The organism is Streptomyces filamentosus (genome assembly GCF_014654895.1).
Taxonomy (GTDB): Bacteria; Actinomycetota; Actinomycetes; order Streptomycetales; family Streptomycetaceae; genus Streptomyces; species Streptomyces filamentosus.
Genome location: NZ_BNBE01000001.1, coordinates 2924627 through 2944714, shown reverse-complemented (window position 1 = coordinate 2944714; position 20088 = coordinate 2924627). Strand labels below are relative to the sequence as shown.

Sequence of the window (20088 nt, the reverse complement as noted above, 5' to 3'; positions counted from 1 at the left end):
TTGTCCACCGAGAACGCGCCGGACGCGACACTGTGCTCTGCCGGGCGGGCCGCTGCGGATTTCGTCGCGGGCTCCGGAGAAGTTCCAATTGACAGCATCCTGTCGTTTTGACAGTCTGCTGTCATGACCTCGAAGACCGTTCACCTCGCCGTGTACGACACCCTCGCCGACTGGGAGACGGGGCACGCCACCGCGTGGCTCGCCCGCGCCGGGTTCACCGTGCGGACCGTGGGGACCGAGGCCGGGAAGCCCGTCACCACGATCGCCGGGATCCGGATCGTGCCCGAGCTCGCGCTGGACGAGCTGCGCCCGGAGGACAGCGCCCTGCTGATCCTGCCCGGGGCCGAGAAGTACGACGAGGGCGACGAGCTCGCCCCCTTCACCGCCGCCGCGCGGACCTTCCTCGACGCCGGGGTGCCGGTCGCCGCCATCTGCGGGGCCACCGCCGGGCTCGCCCGGGAGGGGCTGCTCGACGACCGGGCGCACACCTCTGCCGTCTCCTTCTACCTCGCCGCGACCGGCTACGCGGGCGCGGAGCGGTACGTGGAGGCCGACGCCGTCACCGACGGGGACCTGATCACGGCGGGCCCGACCGAGCCGGTCGCCTTCGCCCGCGAGATCTTCGCCCGGCTCGGCGCGTACGAGGGGAAGCGGGACGCCTGGTACCGGCTCTTCCACGACTCCGACCCGGCGGCCTTCGCCGAGCTCAACGGATGAGCCGGGTCCAGCAGGACGCCCTGAGCCGGACCGCGCTCGGCGTCTTCCGGCTCAACGGGCAGTTCCTCTCCGTCGCGGAGAAGCTGGCCGAGCCCGCCGGGCTGACCGCCGCCTGGTGGCAGGTGCTCGGGGCGGTGCTGCCCGAGCCGCTGCCGGTGGCGGGGATCGCCCGGGTCATGGGCATCACCCGGCAGAGCGTCCAGCGGATCGCCGACCTGCTGGTCCGCGACGGCCTGGCCGTCTACGCCCCGAACCCGGCGCACCGCCGCGCCAAGCTGCTCGCCCCCACCGGGGCGGGCCGGGCGGCGATCGCCCGGATCGACCCGGGGCACGCGGAGCTGGCCGCCCGGCTGACGGCCGAACTCGGCGGCCCCGACGCCTTCGAGGAGACCGTGCGGGTCCTCGACCGGCTCTCGGCGGCGCTGGAGGCCGTCGAGGCGGCGGCCGACCGCGAGGGGTAGCCCTCCGGCCACCCGGGCGGCCTATGCTGCGCGCCATGTACACGTCGGGGGGAAGTGCCGCCACCAGGATCTGCGGGTGGGGGATGGTCGTCAGCGCGGGCGCGGCGGTGGGGTGTTCGCTGGCCGGGGTCTCGCCGTACCCGCCGCTGGTGTGGGAGGTGGGGCTCGCGGGGGCCTCGGCGCTCTTCGCCGTCGCCTGGGCGGTGGCCTCGTGCCGGAAGCCGGAGGAACCGGACCACTTCGGCGACCGGCCGCGCAAGCCCCGCGCGCGCCGTGGGTCCGGTGGGCCCAACCCGGCGCTGCCGTACGTCTTCGGCTTCGGGATCGCGCTGGCCACCGTCGCCGCGTTCCTGGTGGTCTTCACGCCGAGCACCGCCCGGGGGCAGTGGGAGGAGCGGATGCTGGCCGCCGGGTACGGGGAGTTCGAGGTGCCGGTCGTACGGGTCTCCGGGGAGCCGGAGTTCGTGCCCCAGAGCCAGGACAACGACGCGTACTACCTCACCGACGTCGTGGTGCGGGTGCCCTTCTCCGCCGGGCCCCGCGAGGTCCTGGTGGAGGAGATGTACTCCGCGGCCGAGCCGCTCGCGCCGGGCGCGGAGGTGGCGGTGTACTACGCGCCGGCGCTCCCGGACGAGCCGGTGACCGAGCACGACCAGGTGGAGGAGGGCGCGCTGTTCCTCAGCGTCGACCTGGGCGTCTGGGTGTGGCCGTGGGTGATCATCGCCGGGGTGATCCTGAAGTCGCAGATGGAGGCGCCCGACCTGCACTGGCTGCGCCGCTTCCGGCCTGCGGTCCATCTGCCCGCGCTCGGGATCCTGTTCGCCGGGCTCGTGCTGCTGCTGCCGGTGGCGCTGGGGTTCCAGGTGGCGGGCTACGACCAGCTGCCCGCCTTTCTCGCCTCGTTCACCCCCGCGCTCGCCCTGACCTGGGTGGTCAGGGCGAGCTGAGGAGGGCGGTGCGGGATCAGCAGGAGAGGTTGGATCCGGCGGGGACGCCGAGGATCTGGGTGAACTGCTGGTACTTGGTGACGCGGCTCTGGACCTGGGCGGGGTTGCCGCCGTTGCACTCCAGGGAGCCGTTGATCGCCCAGATGGTCTGGCCGAAGCCGGCGCCGTTGACCATGGCGTTGTGGGCGGTCATGGTGCCGGGGCCGTTCTGGGTGTTCCAGTACCAGAGGCCCGTCATCATGGCGACGGCCGGGTCCTGCTCGACGCGCCAGGGGTTGTTCAGGAGGTCGATGCCGAGGGCGTCGCCGGCGGCCTTGTAGTTGAAGTTCCAGGAGAGCTGGATCGGGCCGCGGCCGTAGTAGGCGGCCTGGCCGGCCGGGCAGCCGTAGGGCTGGTTCGCGTCGCAGTAGTGGGGGTAGTTGGCGGTGTTCTGCTCGACGATGTAGTAGAGGCCGCCGGTCTCGTGGGAGACGTTGGCGAGGAAGGCCGCGGCCTCCTGCTTCTTCACGGTGTCGCTGCCGGTGCCCGCGAAGGCCGGGTACTTCTTGGCGGCGGCGACCAGGCCCGCGTACGTGTAGAAGGGGTTCCGGTTCGGGAACATCTGGTTGAACTGGGCCTCGGTGACGACGAATCCAGAGGGGTCGGGGGTGCCTCCGCCGCCGCCCGTGCCGCAGGCGCCCTCGTCGCGCCAGACGTCGCTGGAGCCGGGACGCTCGTTCTGCGTCCACCACTTCGCGTACCAGTTGTGGCCGTTGTACGAGGCGGTCATGCCGCCGGTGTAGACCTGGCCCGAGTTCCAGGCGCCGACGCAGGCGGGGGCCGCTCCGGCGGTGGCGGGGAGGAGGATCGCGAGCCCGACTGCCGTACAGAGGGCCGCGAACAGGGCGATAAGACGTCGCATGCGCTGTCGTCCTTCCGGTGGGGGGAAGGCCAGCGAAGCGGCACTGGTCTGTACCTGTCAAGGTCTAGACCAGGACTCGTGACGGAAACGCCCGTTCCGGAGCCCCGTCACGAAGTCCCGCGGGGTCAGAGGAGGTTGAACCTGTCCATGCCGCTCGCGTACGCCACCGGCGGCTTGAACGGCTTCGCCGCGTCGCCGGTCCCCGGGTAGCGGAGCAGCTGGCCCGTGGGCTTCCGGGCCAGCAGGTCCACCCGGCCGTCCCCGTCGTCGTCGCCGAGCGACAGCAGCCGGTCGTACGCGTTCCACCCGCCGCCGACCCGCGTGCGGCTCGCGAACGGCGCCTTGTAGTCGCCCGTGCCCCGGTACAGCCACAGGACACCGGTCCGGTCGCGGGCGACGATGTCGGGCCTGCCGTCGCCGGTCAGGTCGCCCTGGCCCGCGAGCTGGTCGTACCGGCCCCAGCCGCCGCCGACCCGCATCCGGGGGGTGAGGCGGCCGTCCGGGTGGCTCAGGTAGCTCCACAGCACGCCGGCCGTGTCGCGGCCGATCAGATCGGCCTCCTTCGCCCCGCCGAGGGAGCCGGGCGACAGGACCTCGGCGTAGATGTTCCAGCCCTTGCCGACGGGGCCCACCGTCTGCCGGCGGCCGTCGACGCTGCCCGCGTAGTCGAGCCGGCCGTTCTTGTGGAGGGTCCACGCGCCCTCGCCGTAGCCGTTGCCGTTGTTGTCCACGGTGATGATGTCGGCGAGGTCCGAGCGGTCCTCCGGCGTGGGCGCGTCGATGCCCAGGTACGGCCCGTCGTGGTACCACTCCCACAGCACGTGGGTCCGCTTGTGGACGCCGTACAGGTTGAAGCGGGGGGCCACCGTCGCGGCGGCCCCCGAGGCGTCCCCCGGCGCGGCGGCGGCCGTGCCGGGCAGGCCGAGCACCGCCGTGCCCACCGCGACGGCGGCGGCCAGCGCCCTCCCCGGCCCGCGCCCGTGTCGTGCGAACCCCATCGAGAGCCCCCCTCGTGTCGTTGCGGTCTCGCGTCTTGGACCGCCGGCACCCCCGGAGGGTTGCCTCAGATCATCAGCACGATCCGGCCGGGCCGGTGGCCCGCCTCCGCGCGCCGGTGGGCCTCCGCCGCCGCCTCCAGCGGCAGCACGTCGGCCACCCGGGTCGCGAGGGCGCCCTTGCCGACCAGCTCCAGCAGCTCCTTCAGCCGGGCCGCGTCCGGGCGGCCCACCACCATCTCTACCCGCACGTCCCGCTCGGCCACCGGCATCCGCTCGCCCGAGGCCGGGACGAAGACCCCGCCGTCCTTGACCACGGGCAGCAGCGGGTCCGAGATCAGGGCCGCGTCGAAGACGCCGTCCACCCGCTCCGGCGCGAAGCCGAGGACCCCGGTGATCACGTCCTCCGGCGCGCCGCGCGGCACCACCCCGTGCGCCCCGAGGAGCCGCAGCTCGTTCGCGTCGTCGGCGTCGCCGAGGGCGATCACCCGGTGGCCCGCCCGCGCCGCCAGCTGCACCGCGAACCGGCCGACCACCCCGCTCGCCCCCGTGACCAGCAGCGTCGAGCCCTCCGGCAGCGCCATCAGGTCCAGCGCCTGGGCCGCCGTCAGCGCCGACAGCGGCAGCGAGGCCGCCGCCGTGAAGTCCACCTCGTCCGGGACCGGGGCCAGCCACTCCGGGTCCACCAGGACCAGCTCGGCGTAGGTGCCCTGCCCCCTCCCCTCCCGCACCCAGGGAATGAAACCGGCCACCCGGGTGCCCACCGGCAGGCCCGGCGCCGGGTCCAGCAGGGTCCCCGCGAAGTCGTAGCCGAGCACGAAGGGGGGCGCCAGCTCGCCGAGCAGGGCGGCGAACCGGCCGGAGCGGATCTTGAGGTCGGTCTGGTTGACCCCGGCCGCCTTGAGCCGGACGCGGACCCGCCCCGGGGCGTCCGCGGGATCGGGCTCGGGGCGGCGGGCGGAGCAGAGCACCTCGGGTCCGCCGTAGGCGGTCACTTCGACGACACGCATGGGGTTCCTCCTCCGGAAGGGCCCCCTCGTGGCCATTACACCCACGGCCGTCCGCCCCGGGCAACCTCTGCCGGGCCACCCGGACGACCCCCCGCCGGGACCCCTCCCCGGGGCCGCCCCCGCCCCTTCCCGGAGCCGCCCCCCGCCCCTCCCCGGGGCCCCTGAACGAACGGCGAACTCCGGGTGTCGGCCCGCTACGCCACCCCCGCACTCGCACACCCGTCCGTACCGTCCCGGCCATGGAGTGGATAACCGCCGAGAACGTCATCGCCGTCGCCACGGCCCTCCTCGGCGTCCTCGTCTCGCTCGGCGCCGTCTGGATCGACCGCTTCAAGCCCCAGCGCAAGCGCCTCGGCTACCGCGTCCAGCTCAACACCCCGCTCCACGAGGAGGCCGACGACCAGGACGGCGGGGTGATGACCCTCCACGACGGCGAGGTCCTCGACAGCGCCGCCGCCGGCGCCACCCTCGTCCTGCTCCGCATCGAGAACGACCGCGACCTCGACATCAGCATCGACGACTACGGCGTCGCCCCCGCCGAACACGCCCTGCGCATCACCTTCGGCACCCCCGCGGTGACCGTCCGGGGCGTCGTCGCCACCGTCCCGGCCGGCTGGAGCTCCGTCCGCGACGACCTCGACGGCGCCCCCAAACTCGGCCGCGCGGGCAACGCCGTCCTCGTCCCCCGGGTCGCCCTCGACACCGGCCGGTACTTCAAGCTCCTCGTCCAGCTCTCCGGCCCCGTCGCCGACCGCGACATCAAGGTCCACGGCACCCTCGCCGGCGGCTCCATCCGGCGCAACCGCTCCACCACCCCCGACGACCAGGCCGGCCGCTTCAGCCCCGCCGCCCGGACCGTCACCGTCGTCCTCACCGCCTGCGTGGTCGCGCTCGCCGCGATCATCGTCCGCGAGCGGACCCCGCCGCCCATCGGCTGCGCCCGCGGCAGCCTCACCGTCACCGGCTCCACCGCCTTCGCCCCCGTCGTGCGGGCGGTCGCGGAGGCGTACGAGAAGGACTGCCCGGGCGCCACCATCACCGTCGACGCCGACGGCTCCACCGCCGGGGTCCGCGACCTCGCCGACACCGGCGTCCGCACCCCCCGCTCCGAGGGCTCCCCCGCCGTCATCGCCCTCTCCGACGGACACGGCCCCGGCGGCCACCCCCAGCTGCGCGAGCACATGGTGGCCGTCTCCCTCTTCACCGTCGTCGTCCACGACTCCGTGCCCGTCCGCTCCCTCACCCTCGGCCAGCTCCGCTCCCTCTACCGGGGCGACCTCGCCCGCTGGAACCGCCTGGAGGGCCCCGGACTGCCCCCGGACCTGCCCGACCGGGCCGTCCTCCTCGTCAGCCGGGACGCCGACTCCGGCAGCCGGGAGGTCTTCCAGCGCCGCGTCCTCGGCCGCAACGAACCCGCCAACTCCTCCCGCGACTGCTCCGTCGTCGACGATCCGGAGGCGAAGGTCGTCCGCTGCGAACTCGACTCCACCGCCCAGGTCCTGGCCACCGTCGCCCGCCTCCCCGGCGCCATCGGCTACGCCGAACTCGGCGCCGCCACGGGCGCGCGGGGCGTGCACCGCGTCGCCCTCGACGGCCGCGAACCGGTCCTGGAGGAACTCGGCCACTCCCCGTACCCGTACCGGGAGATCGAGTACGCCTACACCTGGGGCGATCCCGCGAGCGACTCCCTCACCGCGAGCTTCCTCGCCTACCTCGCCCGGGGCCGGGGCCAGGACGTCGTCCGCGCCCACGGCCACCTGCCCTGCTCCACCCCGAAGGGGCTGCGGATCTGCGGGGACGCCGACACCGGACCGTGACCCGCACCGCGACCGGGCCCCGCGCCGGTCTGGCATCCTCTTGCGACGTGGAGCCATTGAACGCGGAAGACCCGGTCGCCATCGGCCCGTTCCGACTCATCGGCCGTCTCGGGGTCGGCGGCATGGGCCGGGTGTTCCTCGCGCGTTCGGCCGGCGGGCGGACCGTCGCCGTCAAGGTGGTGCACGCCGAACTGGCCGCCCAGGACGAGTTCCGGCGGCGCTTCGCCCGCGAGGTCGAGGCGCTGGAACGGGTCGGCGGCGCCGGCACCGCACCCGTCCTCGGCTCCGACACCACCGCCGCCGCCCCCTGGGTGGCCATCGGCTACGTGCCGGGCCCCTCCCTGCGGACCGTCGTCGGCGACGAGTACGGGCCGCTGCCGCCCGCCACCGTCCGGGCGCTGGGCGCCGGGCTCGGCCGGGCCCTCGACCACGTCCACCGGGCCGGGCTCGTCCACCGCGACCTCAAGCCCTCCAACGTGCTGCTGACCGTCGACGGGCCCCGGATCATCGACTTCGGCATCGCCCGCGCCGTCGACACCGTCACCGACGGCGGCCTCACCAGCACCGGCGCCGTCGTCGGCTCCCCCGGCTTCATGTCGCCCGAGCAGGTCCGCGGCGAGAAGCTCGGCCCCGCCTCCGACGTCTTCTGCCTGGGCTCCGTCCTCGCCTACGCGGCGACCGGCCGCTCCCCCTTCGGCACCTCCGACAGCGGCGTCCACGCGCTGATGTTCCGGATCGCCCACGACGACCCGGACCTGACGGACGTGGCGCCCGAGCTGACCGGCCTCATCCGGGCCTGCCTCGCCAAGGACCCGGCGGCCCGGCCCACCGCCGCCGAACTCGCCGAGACGCTGCCGGACGCCGACCCGTGGCTGCCCGCCGACGTCCTGGTCCGGCTCAGCCGGCACGCGGCCCGGCTCCTGGAGGCGGAGGGGGAGGGGGGCCCGGAGGGCCCGGAGGGCGCGAGGGCCCCGGAACAGGGCACGGGCACCGCGGGCGGCTCGGCGGCCGGCGACCCCACGGCCGGTCCCGCGCCCGAGCCGGAGCCCGTGCGGGCCCGCTCCCGCTCCCGGCGGCGGGTGCCGGCCGCCGCGCTCGCGACCGCCGCCGTCGCCGCCGCGGCGGGCGCCGGCTACGCCTTCTGGCCGCTCGGCGGCGACGGCGGCTCCGGCGTCCCCGGCGGCGACGGGAAGCGGACCGGTTCCGCCTCCGCCGCGCCCGCCGGGGACGTGCCCGCCGCCTTCCTCGGCGCCTGGGAGGGCGTCCTCCAGGGCACCGGGGAGCACCCGCGCGAGACCGTCCGCATCGAACTCGTGCAGGGCCCGCTCGGCACCAAGACCGCCGTCTACACGCACGTCGGCGACGGCCGGCTGTGCATGGGCCGCTCGCGGCTCGTCTCCGCCGACGAGGACAAGGTCGTCCTCGGCGAGTCCGACGTCACCACCAGCGTGCCCGCCCAGCGGTGCATGGCCGCCGCCCACCAGACGCTCACCCTGCGCTCCCCCGAGGTCCTCGCCTGGACCTCGGGCGCCGCGAAGGCCACCTTCCACAAGGCCCGCACCGGCCCGGCGGTCCTGCCCGCGAAGTACCTCGGCCGCTGGAAGGCGGACCCGCTCGTCGAGGGCCCCGACGCCGACCGCTACACCGAGGAGGTCACCCTCACCCAGGGCGCCGTCGGCTCCCCCGTCCTGCGCTCCCTGAGCGTCTACCCCCGCACCGACGAGCAGGGCAACACCCTCAACGACGCCGTCAACTGCACCTGGACGGCCATCCTCGCCGGCACCACGCCCCCGTACGTCCTCGGTCCCATGTCCCTCGAACCCGGCGCGGACCCGGAGTGCGTCCTCGACGACGTCGGCAGCTACCTCGTGCTGACCACGTACAAGGGCGAGGAACTCCTCCAGGTGTACCCGATGGTCGACACGGAACCGGCCGAGTACCACCGGGAGGACTGACGCGGGGCCCGGGAGCCCGGAGGACCGACGGGGGTGTCAGGACCCCAGCAGCTCCAGGGCCGCCCGCACCGAGTCGAGCAGCGGCTGCCCGAGCGCGCCGACGCTCGCCGCGATCCCGGCGATCGCGAGGAGGGTCCGGCGCCGCGGGGTGCCCTCGCCGGGCCCGCCGAGTTCGGCGAGCTCCTCGTCCAGCGCCTGCCGGTCCGGCTCGGGCAGCTCCGTCCGCAGCGCCTCGGCCAGTTCCCGCACGGCCCTGAGGGCCTGTTCCCGGGTGACCGGGACGGCGGGGGCGTGGTGGTGCACGATGCCCTGGTTCCCCTGGCCGTCGCGCATGTTGACGACGTCGCCGAAGTAGTGGTGGTGGTCCCCGCTCATTTCAGGACTCCCGTGTTCCCGGAGCCGCCGTACATGTTCACGACGTCGCCGAAGTAGTAGTTGCCGGGGTTGCCGATCGCCAGCGAGGCCACGCGTGCGTGGAGCTCCGCGTCCGTGTTCTCGATGGCGTGGGCGATGTCGTGGACGAGGCGGTGGAGGAGCTCCGGCGGGCCCGTCACGAGCGCGGTGGAGCGGCCGTTCGTCTCGACGGCCAGGGTGAGGTGGGAGCGGGCGGTGACGACCCCGAGCATCTCGGCGAAGAAGTAGATCAGGGCGATGACCAGACCGCCCCGGATCAGGCCGAACAGCACGCCGGCGTCCGAGCCGCCGCCCCCGTAGGGGTCGGACCCGCGGGAGGACCCGGTCAGCTCGTCGACCACGGTGAGGAGGAGGAAGGCCAGCACGAACCAGGAGAGGCGCTTGCCGAAGCGCGTCACGGCGTCGGCGCGGCGGGGCCGGAGGACGAAGGTGTAGACGCGGACGATGTTCTCCAGCGGATAGGCCGCCCCGCCGACCCAGAGGACCCTCCGGTCCACGCGCAGGTCGAGGGGGCTGCTGCCCTGGAGGTGGGTGGGGGCGGCCTTCTCCGGCCGCGCGGACGGCGCCGCCCTCCACGGCCGGTCGGGCGACGGCCCGGAGGCCGGGGCGGACGGCGGACCGGGCGGCGGGGTCGGCGGCGGACCGGGGGCCGGCCCGGACGGCCCGGACGACCCGGACGGTGGTGTCGGTGGCGGGGCAGGTGGTGTCGGTGGAACGTTCTGGTCCATGGCTCCCCCTGTGACGCGGCGGCACGCGAGCGCGCGGAGAGACCCATTAGCGGTCCGACTCGCCTTGCGCGTAAGGCGAGTTCAGGACTTCCTGACCGCCGGACGCGAGGAAGGGCCCGCACCCCCGAGGGGGCGCGGGCCCTTCGTCGTGCCCTGCGGGCGCGTCCTACAGGAAGGAGTTGATCTCGATGGTCTCGGTGCGGCCGGGGCCGACGCCGATGGCGGAGATCGGGGCGCCGGACATCTCCTCCAGCGCCTTCACGTAGTTCTGCGCGTTCTTCGGGAGGTCCGCGAAGGTCTTGGCCTTCGTGATGTCCTCGGACCAGCCGGGGAGGGTCTCGTAGATCGGCTTCGCGTGGTGGAAGTCGGTCTGGGAGTAGGGGAGTTCCTCGACGCGCTTGCCGTCGATCTCGTACGCGACGCAGACCGGGATCTCCTCCCAGCCGGTCAGCACGTCCAGCTTGGTGAGGAAGAAGTCGGTCAGGCCGTTGACGCGGGTGGCGTAGCGGGCGATGACCGCGTCGAACCAGCCGCAGCGGCGGTCACGGCCGGTGGTGACGCCGCGCTCGCCGCCGATGCGGCGCAGGGCCTCGCCGTCCGCGTCGAAGAGCTCGGTCGGGAACGGGCCGGCGCCGACGCGGGTGGTGTACGCCTTGAGGATGCCGATGACGCGGTTGATCTTCGTCGGGCCGACGCCCGCGCCGGTGCAGGCACCGCCGGCGGTCGGGTTCGAGGAGGTGACGAAGGGGTACGTGCCGTGGTCCACGTCCAGGAGGGTGCCCTGGCCGCCCTCGAAGAGGACGACCTTGCCCTCGTCGATGGCGTTGTTGAGGATCAGGGTGGTGTCGGCGACGAACGGCTTGATCTGGTCCGCGTACTGGAGCATCTCCTCGACGATCCGGCCGGACTCGATCGCGCGGCGGTTGAAGACCTTCGCGAGGAGCTGGTTCTTCTGCTCCAGGGCGGCTTCGACCTTCTGGGTGAGGATCGACTCGTCGTAGAGGTCCTGGACCCGGATGCCGGTGCGGTTGATCTTGTCGGCGTAGGTGGGGCCGATGCCGCGACCGGTGGTGCCGATCTTGCGCTTGCCGAGGAACCGTTCCGTCACCTTGTCGAGGGTGACGTTGTACGGGGTGATCAGGTGCGCGTTGCCGCTGATCAGCAGCTTGGACGTGTCGACACCGCGGTCGTTCAGCCCGCTCAGCTCGGAGAGCAGGACCGCCGGGTCGACGACGACGCCGTTGCCGATGACCGGGGTGCACCCCGGCGAGAGGATGCCGGAGGGGAGCAGGTGGAGCGCGTACTTCTGGTCGCCGACGACGACCGTGTGGCCGGCGTTGTTGCCGCCCTGGTAGCGCACCACGTAGTCCACGGATCCACCGAGGAGGTCGGTGGCCTTCCCCTTGCCCTCGTCACCCCACTGAGCACCGAGCAGCACAAGTGCGGGCACAGGCGTACACCCCTTCCGGAGGGGGCATTCCAAGGTCAGGGGGCCTACGCCGCCTCACCGGTGTGCCCCGGAATAGACGAAGCCCCTGGCGCAATAGCGCAAGGGGCTCTTGCACAAAGAGACTACCCGAGGAAGGACCGAGGTGTCGGATCACGACCAGCTGCTGGTCATCGTCGACCCGGTCGCCCGCCGAAGCGACGGCGAGTCCGTACGGATCGCGAAGGATGTGCTGTCCGCGGGCGCGGAGGCGAAGATCTGCCTGCCGGACTGTCCCGAGGAATTCTCCCGGGCCCTGTCCCGGCGCGGCTCCCGCCGCCCCGTCGTCCTCGGCGACGACCGGTCGCTGCTGCGCGCGGTGACCCTGCTGCAGCGGGACCGGGCGGCGCTCGCGCTGGTCCCGATCGGCCCGCCGGGCGCCCTGGAGATCGCGTACGGCCTCGGCGTGCCGCGCGGCGCCGTGGCCGCCGCCCGGACCGTCCTGGACGGGGCGGTGCGGAGCCTGGACCTGCTGGTGGACGACAGCGACGGGGTGGTCCTCGGCGACCTGCGGGTGCCGGCCGCGCCCGTGCCCGCCGCCGGGACGGCCCCCTCCGTGTGGGGGACCTGCCGCTCCCTGGTGCGCACGCTGGTGCGGCCCGCGCCGGTGGTGCCCGGGGTCCGGACGCACCGGCTGCGGGTGGAGGCGGACGGGGTGCTGCTGGCCGACGTGGACGCGCCGGTGGCCGCGGTGACGGCACGGCCCAGAGAGGGCGGCGTCGGTACGGCGGAGGTGGTCGTGCATCCGGCCGCCGCCGACCCGCCCCGGCGGGCCGTCGCGGGCAGCCTCACCGTCTCCGGCCCGGACTTCCGCTACCGCGCGGACGGCCGGATCGCGGGTCCGGTCCGCCGCCGCACCTGGACCGTCCGGGCCGGGGCGTGGGGGCTGACGCTGCCCAGGGAGGCGGTGCCTCCGGTCTGAGCCCTCCCCCTCCCCTCCTCCCCTCCCCCGGCCTCGGGGTCCTCCGGCCCTGGTCAAGGGCGGTCCGCGCGGCTACGGTCACCCCTGTCGTCGGAGGGGCAAGGGGTGGTGGCGTGGCCGGGGGGCCTGGAGTGAGCGGGACGCGGGCGCTGGATCTGCCGGGAACGGCCGAGGAGCTGGAGCGGTACCGGCGCGGCGGGCTGCGGCTGGCGGCGGGAGGGTTCGCGCTCGCGGTCCTCGCCCTCGTCTGCTTCGGCTTCCTCCCCGAAGACCCCCCGTGGGCGGAGGACCTGGCCGGTTTCGCCTGCGTCGGCGGGGCGACGGCCTGCGCCTTCGGCCTCGTCCGGCTGCCGAACGTCCGCCGGTTCCGGCGGATCCTCGCCTCCGGTCCCTGGTCGGCGCACCCCGCGACGGTCGTGTCGCGCCACTGGAGCGGCGAGGCCGTCGTCCTGGCGGCGGTGGACGGCGGGGGCCTGCTGCCGCTGCGGGTGATCGCGAGCCGGGCGCGCTGGCAGGAGGCCCGGCCCGCCCCGACCGGGGTGCTGTGGTGGTGCGGCGACTCCCGCGGGGGCGGGGTGCTCGCGGCGCCCGGCGGCGGCCCGCTCTTCCGGGCCAGGCCCGTGCGGGGCACGGCCGCGCGGCGGCGGCTGCTGGCCGTCGCCGAGGAGGCGCGTCTGGCGGGGCTTCCGGTGCCGGCCCAGCCGCAGGCGGGGCCCGGCGTCCCCCACGCTCCTTCGTCCGTCTCCGTCCCGTCCTACGCGCGCTTCGCCGCCCACGCCGAGTCCTGGGCGGTGACGCCCCGGCGCCGGAAGCGGCCGCGCCGCCCCGAGCCGGACGTGCGGGCGGTGCCGTGGTGGCGGGTGCGGGCGCTGCGGGGGACGGCGGGGCTCGCGCAGGTGTGGGGCGGCCTGACCGTCCTCGTGCTCTACGGCGCCCTGACGGCGACGGACGTGCTCTGGCCGGAGGAGGGCGCGGAGGGCGGCGTGCCCACGGGCTCCCTGCTCCTGCTGACGGCCGCCGCGGCCTGGACCCTCTGGGCCTCCTTCCAGGTGTGGAACCGGGGGCTGCCCGTCGTGCGGGTCCTGGTGCGGGCCGCGCTCGCCCCCGTACCCGTCGAGCGGCGGTACGCGCTGGTGCCCGCGCCGGTCGGCGAGGGGACCGCGCTGGTGGTCTTCCCCGCGCACGGCGGCCCGGACGACCGGCCCGAGGCGGTGCTGCCGCTGCTGCCGCCGGACCGGCCGGTGGGTCCGACCGGCACGGTGGAGCTGCGCGGCTGGCTGGACCGGGACGCGGAGGACGGCGACGCGGACGGCGCCCCCGTGGTGGTGGCCTGGTGCGACGGGCGGCCGCTGTGGCCCTCGGGGCCGTACCTGGAGGCCGGTTCGGCGGACGGCGCGGCGCTCCTGGAGGCCCTGGCCGACCTGCTGGAGGCCGAGCCCGCGCCGGAGCCCACCGCTCAGGACTGAGCCCCGCGGGCTTCCTTCCGCTCCCGCCAGCGGTCCAGCATCGAGGTCATCTCGTCCTGGAGGAAGGCGAAGAAGTCGGCGGTCTCGGCGGTGCGGGCGCCGGCCGCCGTGTCCGGGCCGAGGGTGTCGGCGCCCTCGCGCAGGACCTTCTCCCAGCGGGTCAGGATCTGGTCGCGGCGGGTGAAGGTCTCGTACCAGATCTCGTTGTGGAGCACGTACCGCTCGCGCCGGGTGCCCGGTTCGCGCTCGCGGGCGACCATGCCGACCTGGGTGAGGTAGCGGATCGCGCCGGAGACGGCGGCGGGGCTGATCACGAGCTGTTCGGCGAGCTCCGCCGAGGTCAGCGAGGCGTTCTCGGAGGCGAGCAGCGCCGCGAAGACGCGGGCGGCCATCCGCTGCATCCCGGCCTCGGTCATCTCGGCGGCGAAGCGCTCCACGAACCGGGACACCGCTTCCTCGTCGCTCCTGGTCATGGCGTCATCGTCTCCCTCGCTCGGGCGCCTCCGCGCCGTCCCGACAACTTTATACGCTTCCTTAACTTCACAAGTTTGTGAAATGAGCGTACGTTCCGAAGCATGACGAACGCTCTCGCCGTCACCGGACTCCACAAGTCCTTCGGCCGCACCCACGCACTCGACGGACTCGACCTGACCGTCGCCACCGGCGAGGTCCACGGCTTCCTCGGCCCCAACGGCGCCGGGAAGTCGACCGCCATCCGCGTCCTCCTCGGGCTGCTGCGCGCCGACTCCGGCACCGTCCGGCTGCTCGGCGGCGACCCCTGGGCCGACGCCGTCGCCCTCCACCGCCGCCTCGCCTACGTCCCCGGCGACGTCACCCTCTGGCGCAACCTCTCCGGCGGCGAGGTCATCGACCTGTACGGGCGGCTGCGCGGCACCGGCCCCGACCCGGCCCGCCGCGCGGAGCTGATCGAGCGCTTCGAGCTCGACCCCACCAAGAAGGGCCGCACCTACTCCAAGGGCAACCGGCAGAAGGTCGCCCTCGTCGCCGCCTTCGCCTCCGACGCCGAACTCCTCGTCCTCGACGAACCCACCAGCGGCCTCGACCCGCTGATGGAGGAGGTCTTCCGGGACTGCGTCCGCGAGGCCCGCGACCGGGGCCGGACCGTGCTGCTCTCCAGCCACATCCTCGGCGAGGTCGAGACCCTCTGCGACCGGGTCAGCATCGTCCGCAAGGGCCGCACCGTGGAGTCCGGTTCGCTCGCCGAACTGCGCCACCTCACCCGCACCAGCGTCAGCGCCGAACTGGCCGGGACGCCCGGGGGCCTCGACCGCCTCCCCGGCGTCCACGGCCTGCGCGCCGAAGGCCCCAAGGTCCGCCTCCAGGTCGACACCGACAAGCTCGAACCGGTCCTCGCCGCGCTCCTCGCGGCCGGCGTCCGCTCGCTCACCAGCACCCCGCCCACCCTGGAGGAGCTCTTCCTCCGCCACTACGCGGACACCGAGGTGGCGTCATGACCGCCCTCGCCGGCACCGGCACCCTCACCCGGCTCGCGCTCCGCCGCGACCGGCTGGCCATCCCCCTGTGGGCGCTCGTCACCGGCGGCCTCGTCGCCTCCGGCCCCGGCTCCCTCGGCGGGCTGTACGACACCGCCGCCGCGCGCGCCGAACTCGCCGCCTCCATGACCGCCAACAGCTCCATGCGCTCCCTCTACGGACCGGTCTTCTCCGACTCCCTCGGCGGGCTCGTCGCCTGGCGCTTCGGCACCTTCGGCGCCGTCCTCGCCGCCGTCGCGAGCCTGATCGTCGTCGTCCGGCACACCCGCGAGGAGGAGGAGACCGGCCGTCAGGAAATGCTGTCCGCCGGGGCGGTGGGCCGCCGCGCGCCACTCACCGCCGCGCTCCTCGCCGCACTCGCCGTCAACGCCGCCGCCGCGCTCCTCGTCCTCGCCGGCCTCGCCGGGCAGGGCCTCGCCGGGGCGCTCGCCCTCGCCCTCGCGATCGGCGGCACCGGCATGGTCTTCGCGACCGTCACCGCGCTCGCCGCCCAGCTCACCGAGAGCGCCCGGCTCGTCCGGGGCATCGCCGCCGGCGTCCTCGGCCTCGCCTTCGTGCTGCGCGCCGCCGGGGACTCCGGGGACGCCTCCGGGGACTCCGTCCTCACCTGGCTCTCCCCCGTCGGCTGGGCCGAGAACGTCCGCGCCTTCGCGGGCGAACGCTGGTGGGTGCTGCTGCTGATCGCCGCCGCCGTCCTCGCCCAGACCCTCCTCGCGTACGCCCTCACCGCCCGCCGCGACGTCGGCGCGTCCTTCCTCGCCACCCGGCCGGGACCGGCCGCCGGCCGCCTCACGGGAGCCGGGGCCCTGGCGTGGCGGCTCCAGCGCGGCTCGCTGCTCGGCTGGGGGCTCGGCTTCCTCCTCGGCGGCCTCGTCTTCGGCGGCATGGTCGAGGGCGCGGCGGACCTGGTCGGCGACAACGCGAAGGCCCGCGAGATCTTCGAGCGGATGGGCGGCCAGGAAGCACTGACCGACGCCTTCCTCGCCACGATGGTCTCCCTCTTCGGGATGCTCGCCGCGCTGTACGCGGTCGGGGCGGTGCTGCGGGCGCACGCCGAGGAGACCTCGGGCCGCGCCGAACCCCTCCTCGCCGCCTCCCTCGGACGGCTGCGGTGGGCCGCCGGACACCTCGTGCCCGCGTTCGCCGGCTCCGCCGCGATCCTCGCCCTGAGCGGCCTCGGCCTCGCCCTCTCGTACGGCCACGACGCCGGCGCGGTCCTGGGCGCCTCGCTCGCCCAGCTGCCCGCCGTCTGGACCCTCGCCTCGGTGGCGGTGCTGCTGTGGGGCGCCGTCCCCCGGGCCGCCGGAGCCGCCTGGGGCGCGGCGGGCCTCTGCCTGGCCCTCGGCTGGATCGGCCCCGCCCTGGACCTCCCCCGGGCCGTACTGGACCTCTCCCCCTACGCCCACCTCCCCAGGCTCCCCGGCGGCGACGTCGCCCGGACCCCGCTCCTCCTCCTCACGGCCCTGGCCGCCGCCCTGACCGCGGCGGGCCTGACGGCCCTGCGGCGCCGGGACGCGCAGCTCTGACGGGGTTCACACCTCCACGAGGAGGGACTCGAAGCCGCGGATCACGTACCCGGGTCTCCGGACGGGGTCCGCGGCGAGCCGCAGGCCCGGGGCCCGGCGGCGCAGCTCGCCGAAGACGGCGGCGAGTTCGAGCCGGGCCAGCGGCGCGCCCAGGCAGTAGTGGACGCCCGCGCCGAAGGTGACGTGCGGGTTGTCCGCGCGGGCGAGGTCGAGGACGTCGGCGGTGGGGCCGAAGCGGGCCGGGTCCCGGTTGGCGGAGCCGAAGAGGAGGGCGACCTCCGAGCCGCGGGGGATCACCGTGCCGCCGATCTCGATGTCGTCGAGCACCCAGCGCTCGAACATCTGGAGCGGGGTGTCGTACCGCAGGAGTTCGTCCACAGCTGTGGACAACTTCCCGGGATCCGCCGGCACGTCGCCCCACGCCCCGTGCCGCAGCAGGGTCCACACCCCGCCGACCGTGGTGTTCACGGTCGCCTCGTGCCCCGCGTTCAGCAGCAGCACGCAGGTGGAGACCACCTCCTGCTCGGTCAGCTCCTCGACGGCGACCAGCGCGGAGACCAGGTCGTCGCCGGGCTCGGCCCGCCGGCGGGCGATCAGCTCCCGGAGGTATCCGGAGAACTCGATCGACGCCCGGACCGCGAGCCGGGCCGTCTCCTCCGAGGGGTTCAGCTCGAACATGCCGCAGATCGCCGCCGACCAGGGCCGCAGCATCGCCCGCTCCTCGTCCCCCTCCGGAACGCCCAGCATCTCCGCGATGACCGCGACCGGCAGGGGTTCGGCGACCAGCGCCTGGAGGTCCCCGCCGCCCGCCCCGACCAGCCCGTCGACCAGGCGGGCCGCCAGCCCCCGCACCGTCGGCGCGAGCCGCTCCACCGTCCTCGGCGTGAACGCCTTCGACACCAGCCGCCGGATCCGCGCGTGGTCGGCGCCCTCCAGGTCGAGCAGCCCGTGGTCGTTGAGCGTGTGGAAGGGCTCGTGCAGCGGGTCCGGCGCCTCCCGCCCGAACTCGGCGTGCCCGAAGCGGTGCGTGTACGTCCGCCCCAGCCGCCGGTCCCGCAGCAGCGCCGACACGTCCGCGTGGTGCGGCACCAGCCACTGCCGGGTCGGCCCGCACCAGTGCGCCCGCCCCGCCTCCCGCAGCGCGGCGTACACCGGGTAGGGGTCGGCGACGAAGTCCGGGGACGAGGGATCGAAAGCGGCGACGGCGTCCATGCCACGGACGCTACCGCCGCCGGGCCGTCTAGCGGCCGACCTGCACCAGGCGCGCCTCGTAGGCGAAGACCGCGGCCTGGGTGCGGTCGCGGAGGCCCAGTTTGACGAGGATGCGGCTGACATGGGTCTTGATGGTGGACTCGGCGACGACCAGGTGGTCGGCGATCTCCTGGTTGGACAGGCCCTGCGCGATGAGGACGAGGACCTCCGTCTCGCGTTCGGTCAGGTCGCCGACCCGGTCGACCGCGGGCGGGCGGGGGGCGGTGTCGGCGGACTTCGCGAACTCGGTGATGAGCCGCTTCGTCACGGTCGGCGCGAGCAGCGCCTCCCCGGCCGCGACGATCCGGACGCCGTCGGCGAGCTGCCGGGCCGAGGCGTCCTTGAGGAGGAAGCCGGAGGCGCCGGCGCGCAGCGCCTGGTAGACGTACTCGTCGAGGTCGAAGGTGGTCAGGACGAGCACCTTCGCGTCCGCGTCGGCGGCGACGATCTCCCGGGTGGCGTCGATGCCGTTCAGCTCGGGCATCCGGATGTCCATGAGGACGACGTCGGGGCGGAGCGCCGCGACCTGCGCGACCGCCTCCCGGCCGTTGACGGCCTCGCCGACGACCTCGATATCGGGCATCGCGCCGAGCAGCACGGAGAAGCCCTCGCGGACCATGATCTGGTCGTCGACGATCAGCACCCTGATCACTGGTCGGTCCCCTCGCGCTGGACGGGGACGAAGACGGTGACCTCGTAGCCGCCGTCGCCGGCCACCTCGGCCGTCATCTCCCCGCCGAGCATCGTGACACGCTCCCGCATGCCGGTGAGACCGTGCCCCGCCCCCGGCGACGGCTTGACCAGGCCGCGTGCCGGGCCGTTGGCGATCCGGAGCCCGAGCCCGCCGAGCACGTACCCGAGCTCGACCTTCGCGCCGGCGCCGGGCGCGTGCCGCAGCACGTTCGACAGCGCCTCCTGCACGATCCGGTACGCCGACAGCTCCACGCCCTGCGGCAGCTCCCGCACCGCGCCGGTGACCGTCAGGGTCACGTCGAGGCCGGCCTCCCGGACGTTGCCGACGAGCCCGTCGAGGTCGGCGAGGGTGGGCTGCGGGGCGTCGGGCGCCTCGTAGTCCTCGGCCCGTACGACCCCGAGGATGCGGCGCAGCTCGGTGAGCGCGGCGACCGCGTTCTCCCGGATGGTGCGGAAGGCCTGCTCCAGCTCCGGCGGCGGGTTCTCCACCCGGTAGGGCGCGGCCTCCGCCTGGATGGCGACCACCGACATGTGGTGCGCGACGACGTCGTGCAGCTCGCGCGCGATGGTCGTCCGCTCCTCCAGGAGGGTCCGCCGGGAGCGTTCGACGGCGGTGACGGTCTGCTGGGCGGTGACGTCCCGGGCCGCCTGGCGGCGGATCTGGAGGATCGCCACGGCGAGCAGGAGGAGGGCGGAGACGAAGAGCAGTCCGGCGCCGTTGAAGCCGTACCCGGTCCCCATGCCGAGGAAGAAGGCGGTGAAGCCCGCGTATCCGGCGGTGAGCAGCCACATCCAGGCGGCGGTGCGCGGCCGGGTGCGCAGGGCGACGACCACCAGCACCACGAGGTGGGCGAGGAAGGAGTTCGGCGACCAGGGCCAGCCGTCGTAGCCGCCGAGGTAGGCGATGAACGGCGTCGAGCCGAGCGAGACCCAGAAGGCGAGCACCGGCCGGAGCAGGGTGAGCAGGACGGCGGCGGCCGGGACGGCGCAGTAGACGAGGGCGACCGGACCCGCGCCGCTCGTGACGTACTCGAAGCCGAGGAGGAAGGTCACCAGCGCCCAGAAGCCCACCACCGCGTGCGGCAGCAGCCCGGCGCGCGGGCGCAGCCGCCTCGGCAGGAAGCGGAGGGCCGCGCTGTCCGCCGCGAGGGCGGGCAGCGGACGGTAGGCGAAGGCGTCGTCCAGGAGGTCGGCGCGCAGACCGCCGAGCGCGTCCATCGTCACGCGGAGCTCGGGACTGCGGCTGTCCGTGTCGGGGGTCTGTGTCGGGTTCACGTCGAACACG

Annotated in this window: 19 protein-coding genes; 9 read left to right on the top strand and 10 right to left on the bottom strand. The window is 74.7% G+C overall.

Translation table 11 applies throughout. From position 1 onward, the window contains the following. Window positions 1–123: 123 nt before the first annotated feature. The 3 genes from IE326_RS13370 to IE326_RS13360 are packed head-to-tail and all read left to right on the top strand — an operon-like array spanning window position 124 to window position 2125. The gene (locus IE326_RS13370; protein WP_190041617.1) at window positions 124–717 is read left to right on the top strand and encodes a DJ-1/PfpI family protein; all 594 of its coding nucleotides are present in this window, start codon (window positions 124–126) and stop codon (window positions 715–717) included. Then, on the top strand, window positions 714–1178 hold the full coding sequence (locus tag IE326_RS13365; protein WP_190041616.1) for a MarR family winged helix-turn-helix transcriptional regulator: 465 nt from the start codon (window positions 714–716) through the stop codon (window positions 1176–1178). Before IE326_RS13370 ends, IE326_RS13365 begins: the two co-directional genes overlap by 4 nt. Before the next feature lie 35 nt (window positions 1179–1213). Then, on the top strand, window positions 1214–2125 hold the full coding sequence (locus IE326_RS13360; RefSeq protein ID WP_190041615.1) for a hypothetical protein: 912 nt from the start codon (window positions 1214–1216) through the stop codon (window positions 2123–2125). Between the two features lie 16 nt (window positions 2126–2141). Here IE326_RS13360 and IE326_RS13355 read toward each other — a convergent pair whose 3' ends face one another. The 3 genes from IE326_RS13355 to IE326_RS13345 form a co-directional block, all read right to left on the bottom strand. Beyond that, entirely contained in the window at window positions 2142–3026 is an 885-nt protein-coding gene (locus IE326_RS13355) for a glycoside hydrolase family 19 protein (protein WP_190041614.1), read from the bottom strand. Window positions 3027–3151: 125 nt separating this feature from the next. After that, the gene (locus IE326_RS13350) at window positions 3152–4024 is read right to left on the bottom strand and encodes an FG-GAP repeat domain-containing protein (protein WP_190041613.1); all 873 of its coding nucleotides are present in this window, start codon (window positions 4022–4024) and stop codon (window positions 3152–3154) included. A 65-nt stretch (window positions 4025–4089) separates the two neighbouring features. Beyond that, complete coding sequence (locus IE326_RS13345; RefSeq protein ID WP_150229245.1) at window positions 4090–5031, bottom strand: NADP-dependent oxidoreductase; 942 nt, start codon at window positions 5029–5031, stop codon at window positions 4090–4092. 239 nt (window positions 5032–5270) lie between these two features. Here IE326_RS13345 and IE326_RS13340 point away from each other — a divergent pair, with 239 nt between their 5' ends. Together IE326_RS13340 and IE326_RS13335 are read left to right on the top strand one after the other, a co-directional pair. Further along, entirely contained in the window at window positions 5271–6848 is a 1578-nt protein-coding gene (locus IE326_RS13340; RefSeq protein ID WP_190041612.1) for a PstS family phosphate ABC transporter substrate-binding protein, read from the top strand. 47 nt (window positions 6849–6895) lie between these two features. Next, the gene (locus IE326_RS13335) at window positions 6896–8803 is read left to right on the top strand and encodes a serine/threonine-protein kinase (protein WP_190041611.1); all 1908 of its coding nucleotides are present in this window, start codon (window positions 6896–6898) and stop codon (window positions 8801–8803) included. A gap of 36 nt (window positions 8804–8839) precedes the next feature. Here the strand turns inward: IE326_RS13335 and IE326_RS13330 are convergent, their stop codons facing one another. The 3 genes from IE326_RS13330 to IE326_RS13320 all read right to left on the bottom strand — a co-directional run bounded on the left by IE326_RS13330 (window position 8840) and on the right by IE326_RS13320 (window position 11395). After that, the gene (locus tag IE326_RS13330) at window positions 8840–9178 is read right to left on the bottom strand and encodes a DUF5955 family protein (protein WP_170313834.1); all 339 of its coding nucleotides are present in this window, start codon (window positions 9176–9178) and stop codon (window positions 8840–8842) included. Continuing rightward, entirely contained in the window at window positions 9175–9945 is a 771-nt protein-coding gene (locus IE326_RS13325; protein WP_229915319.1) for a DUF6232 family protein, read from the bottom strand. Before IE326_RS13325 ends, IE326_RS13330 begins: the two co-directional genes overlap by 4 nt. Before the next feature lie 166 nt (window positions 9946–10111). Then, complete coding sequence (locus tag IE326_RS13320) at window positions 10112–11395, bottom strand: adenylosuccinate synthase (RefSeq protein ID WP_030747509.1); 1284 nt, start codon at window positions 11393–11395, stop codon at window positions 10112–10114. Window positions 11396–11537: 142 nt separating this feature from the next. On the opposite strand from IE326_RS13320, the gene IE326_RS13315 reads away from it, so the two are divergent. Together IE326_RS13315 and IE326_RS13310 are read left to right on the top strand one after the other, a co-directional pair. Then, window positions 11538–12353, top strand: a complete 816-nt coding sequence (locus IE326_RS13315; protein ID WP_190041610.1) for a diacylglycerol kinase family protein — start codon at window positions 11538–11540, stop codon at window positions 12351–12353. A gap of 131 nt (window positions 12354–12484) precedes the next feature. Then, window positions 12485–13819: a hypothetical protein gene (locus IE326_RS13310; protein WP_190041609.1), complete on the top strand. Its 1335-nt coding sequence runs from the start codon at window positions 12485–12487 to the stop codon at window positions 13817–13819. On the opposite strand, the gene IE326_RS13305 is transcribed toward IE326_RS13310, so the two are convergent. Continuing rightward, window positions 13810–14292, bottom strand: coding sequence for a GbsR/MarR family transcriptional regulator (locus IE326_RS13305; RefSeq protein WP_190041608.1), 483 nt, complete (start codon window positions 14290–14292; stop codon window positions 13810–13812). The two genes, IE326_RS13310 and IE326_RS13305, sit on opposite strands and share 10 nt — an antisense overlap. 102 nt (window positions 14293–14394) lie before the next feature. Here IE326_RS13305 and IE326_RS13300 point away from each other — a divergent pair, with 102 nt between their 5' ends. Then, window positions 14395–15294 (top strand): ABC transporter ATP-binding protein, encoded by a 900-nt coding sequence (locus IE326_RS13300; RefSeq protein WP_190041607.1) that lies wholly within the window; start codon window positions 14395–14397, stop codon window positions 15292–15294. After that, entirely contained in the window at window positions 15291–16859 is a 1569-nt protein-coding gene (locus tag IE326_RS13295; RefSeq protein ID WP_190041606.1) for an ABC transporter permease, read from the top strand. Before IE326_RS13300 ends, IE326_RS13295 begins: the two co-directional genes overlap by 4 nt. Window positions 16860–16865: 6 nt before the next feature. Here IE326_RS13295 and IE326_RS13290 read toward each other — a convergent pair whose 3' ends face one another. From IE326_RS13290 to IE326_RS13280, 3 genes are read right to left on the bottom strand one after another with little or no spacing between them, the layout of a single operon-like run. Then, window positions 16866–18071, bottom strand: coding sequence for a cytochrome P450 (locus tag IE326_RS13290; RefSeq protein ID WP_190041605.1), 1206 nt, complete (start codon window positions 18069–18071; stop codon window positions 16866–16868). A gap of 28 nt (window positions 18072–18099) precedes the next feature. After that, window positions 18100–18762 carry a response regulator gene (locus IE326_RS13285; protein WP_150229264.1) on the bottom strand — a complete coding sequence of 221 codons (663 nt, stop codon included), beginning with the start codon at window positions 18760–18762 and terminating at the stop codon, window positions 18100–18102. Beyond that, on the bottom strand, window positions 18759–20021 hold the full coding sequence (locus IE326_RS13280) for a sensor histidine kinase (protein ID WP_190042234.1): 1263 nt from the start codon (window positions 20019–20021) through the stop codon (window positions 18759–18761). Before IE326_RS13280 ends, IE326_RS13285 begins: the two co-directional genes overlap by 4 nt. Window positions 20022–20088 lie beyond the last annotated feature (67 nt).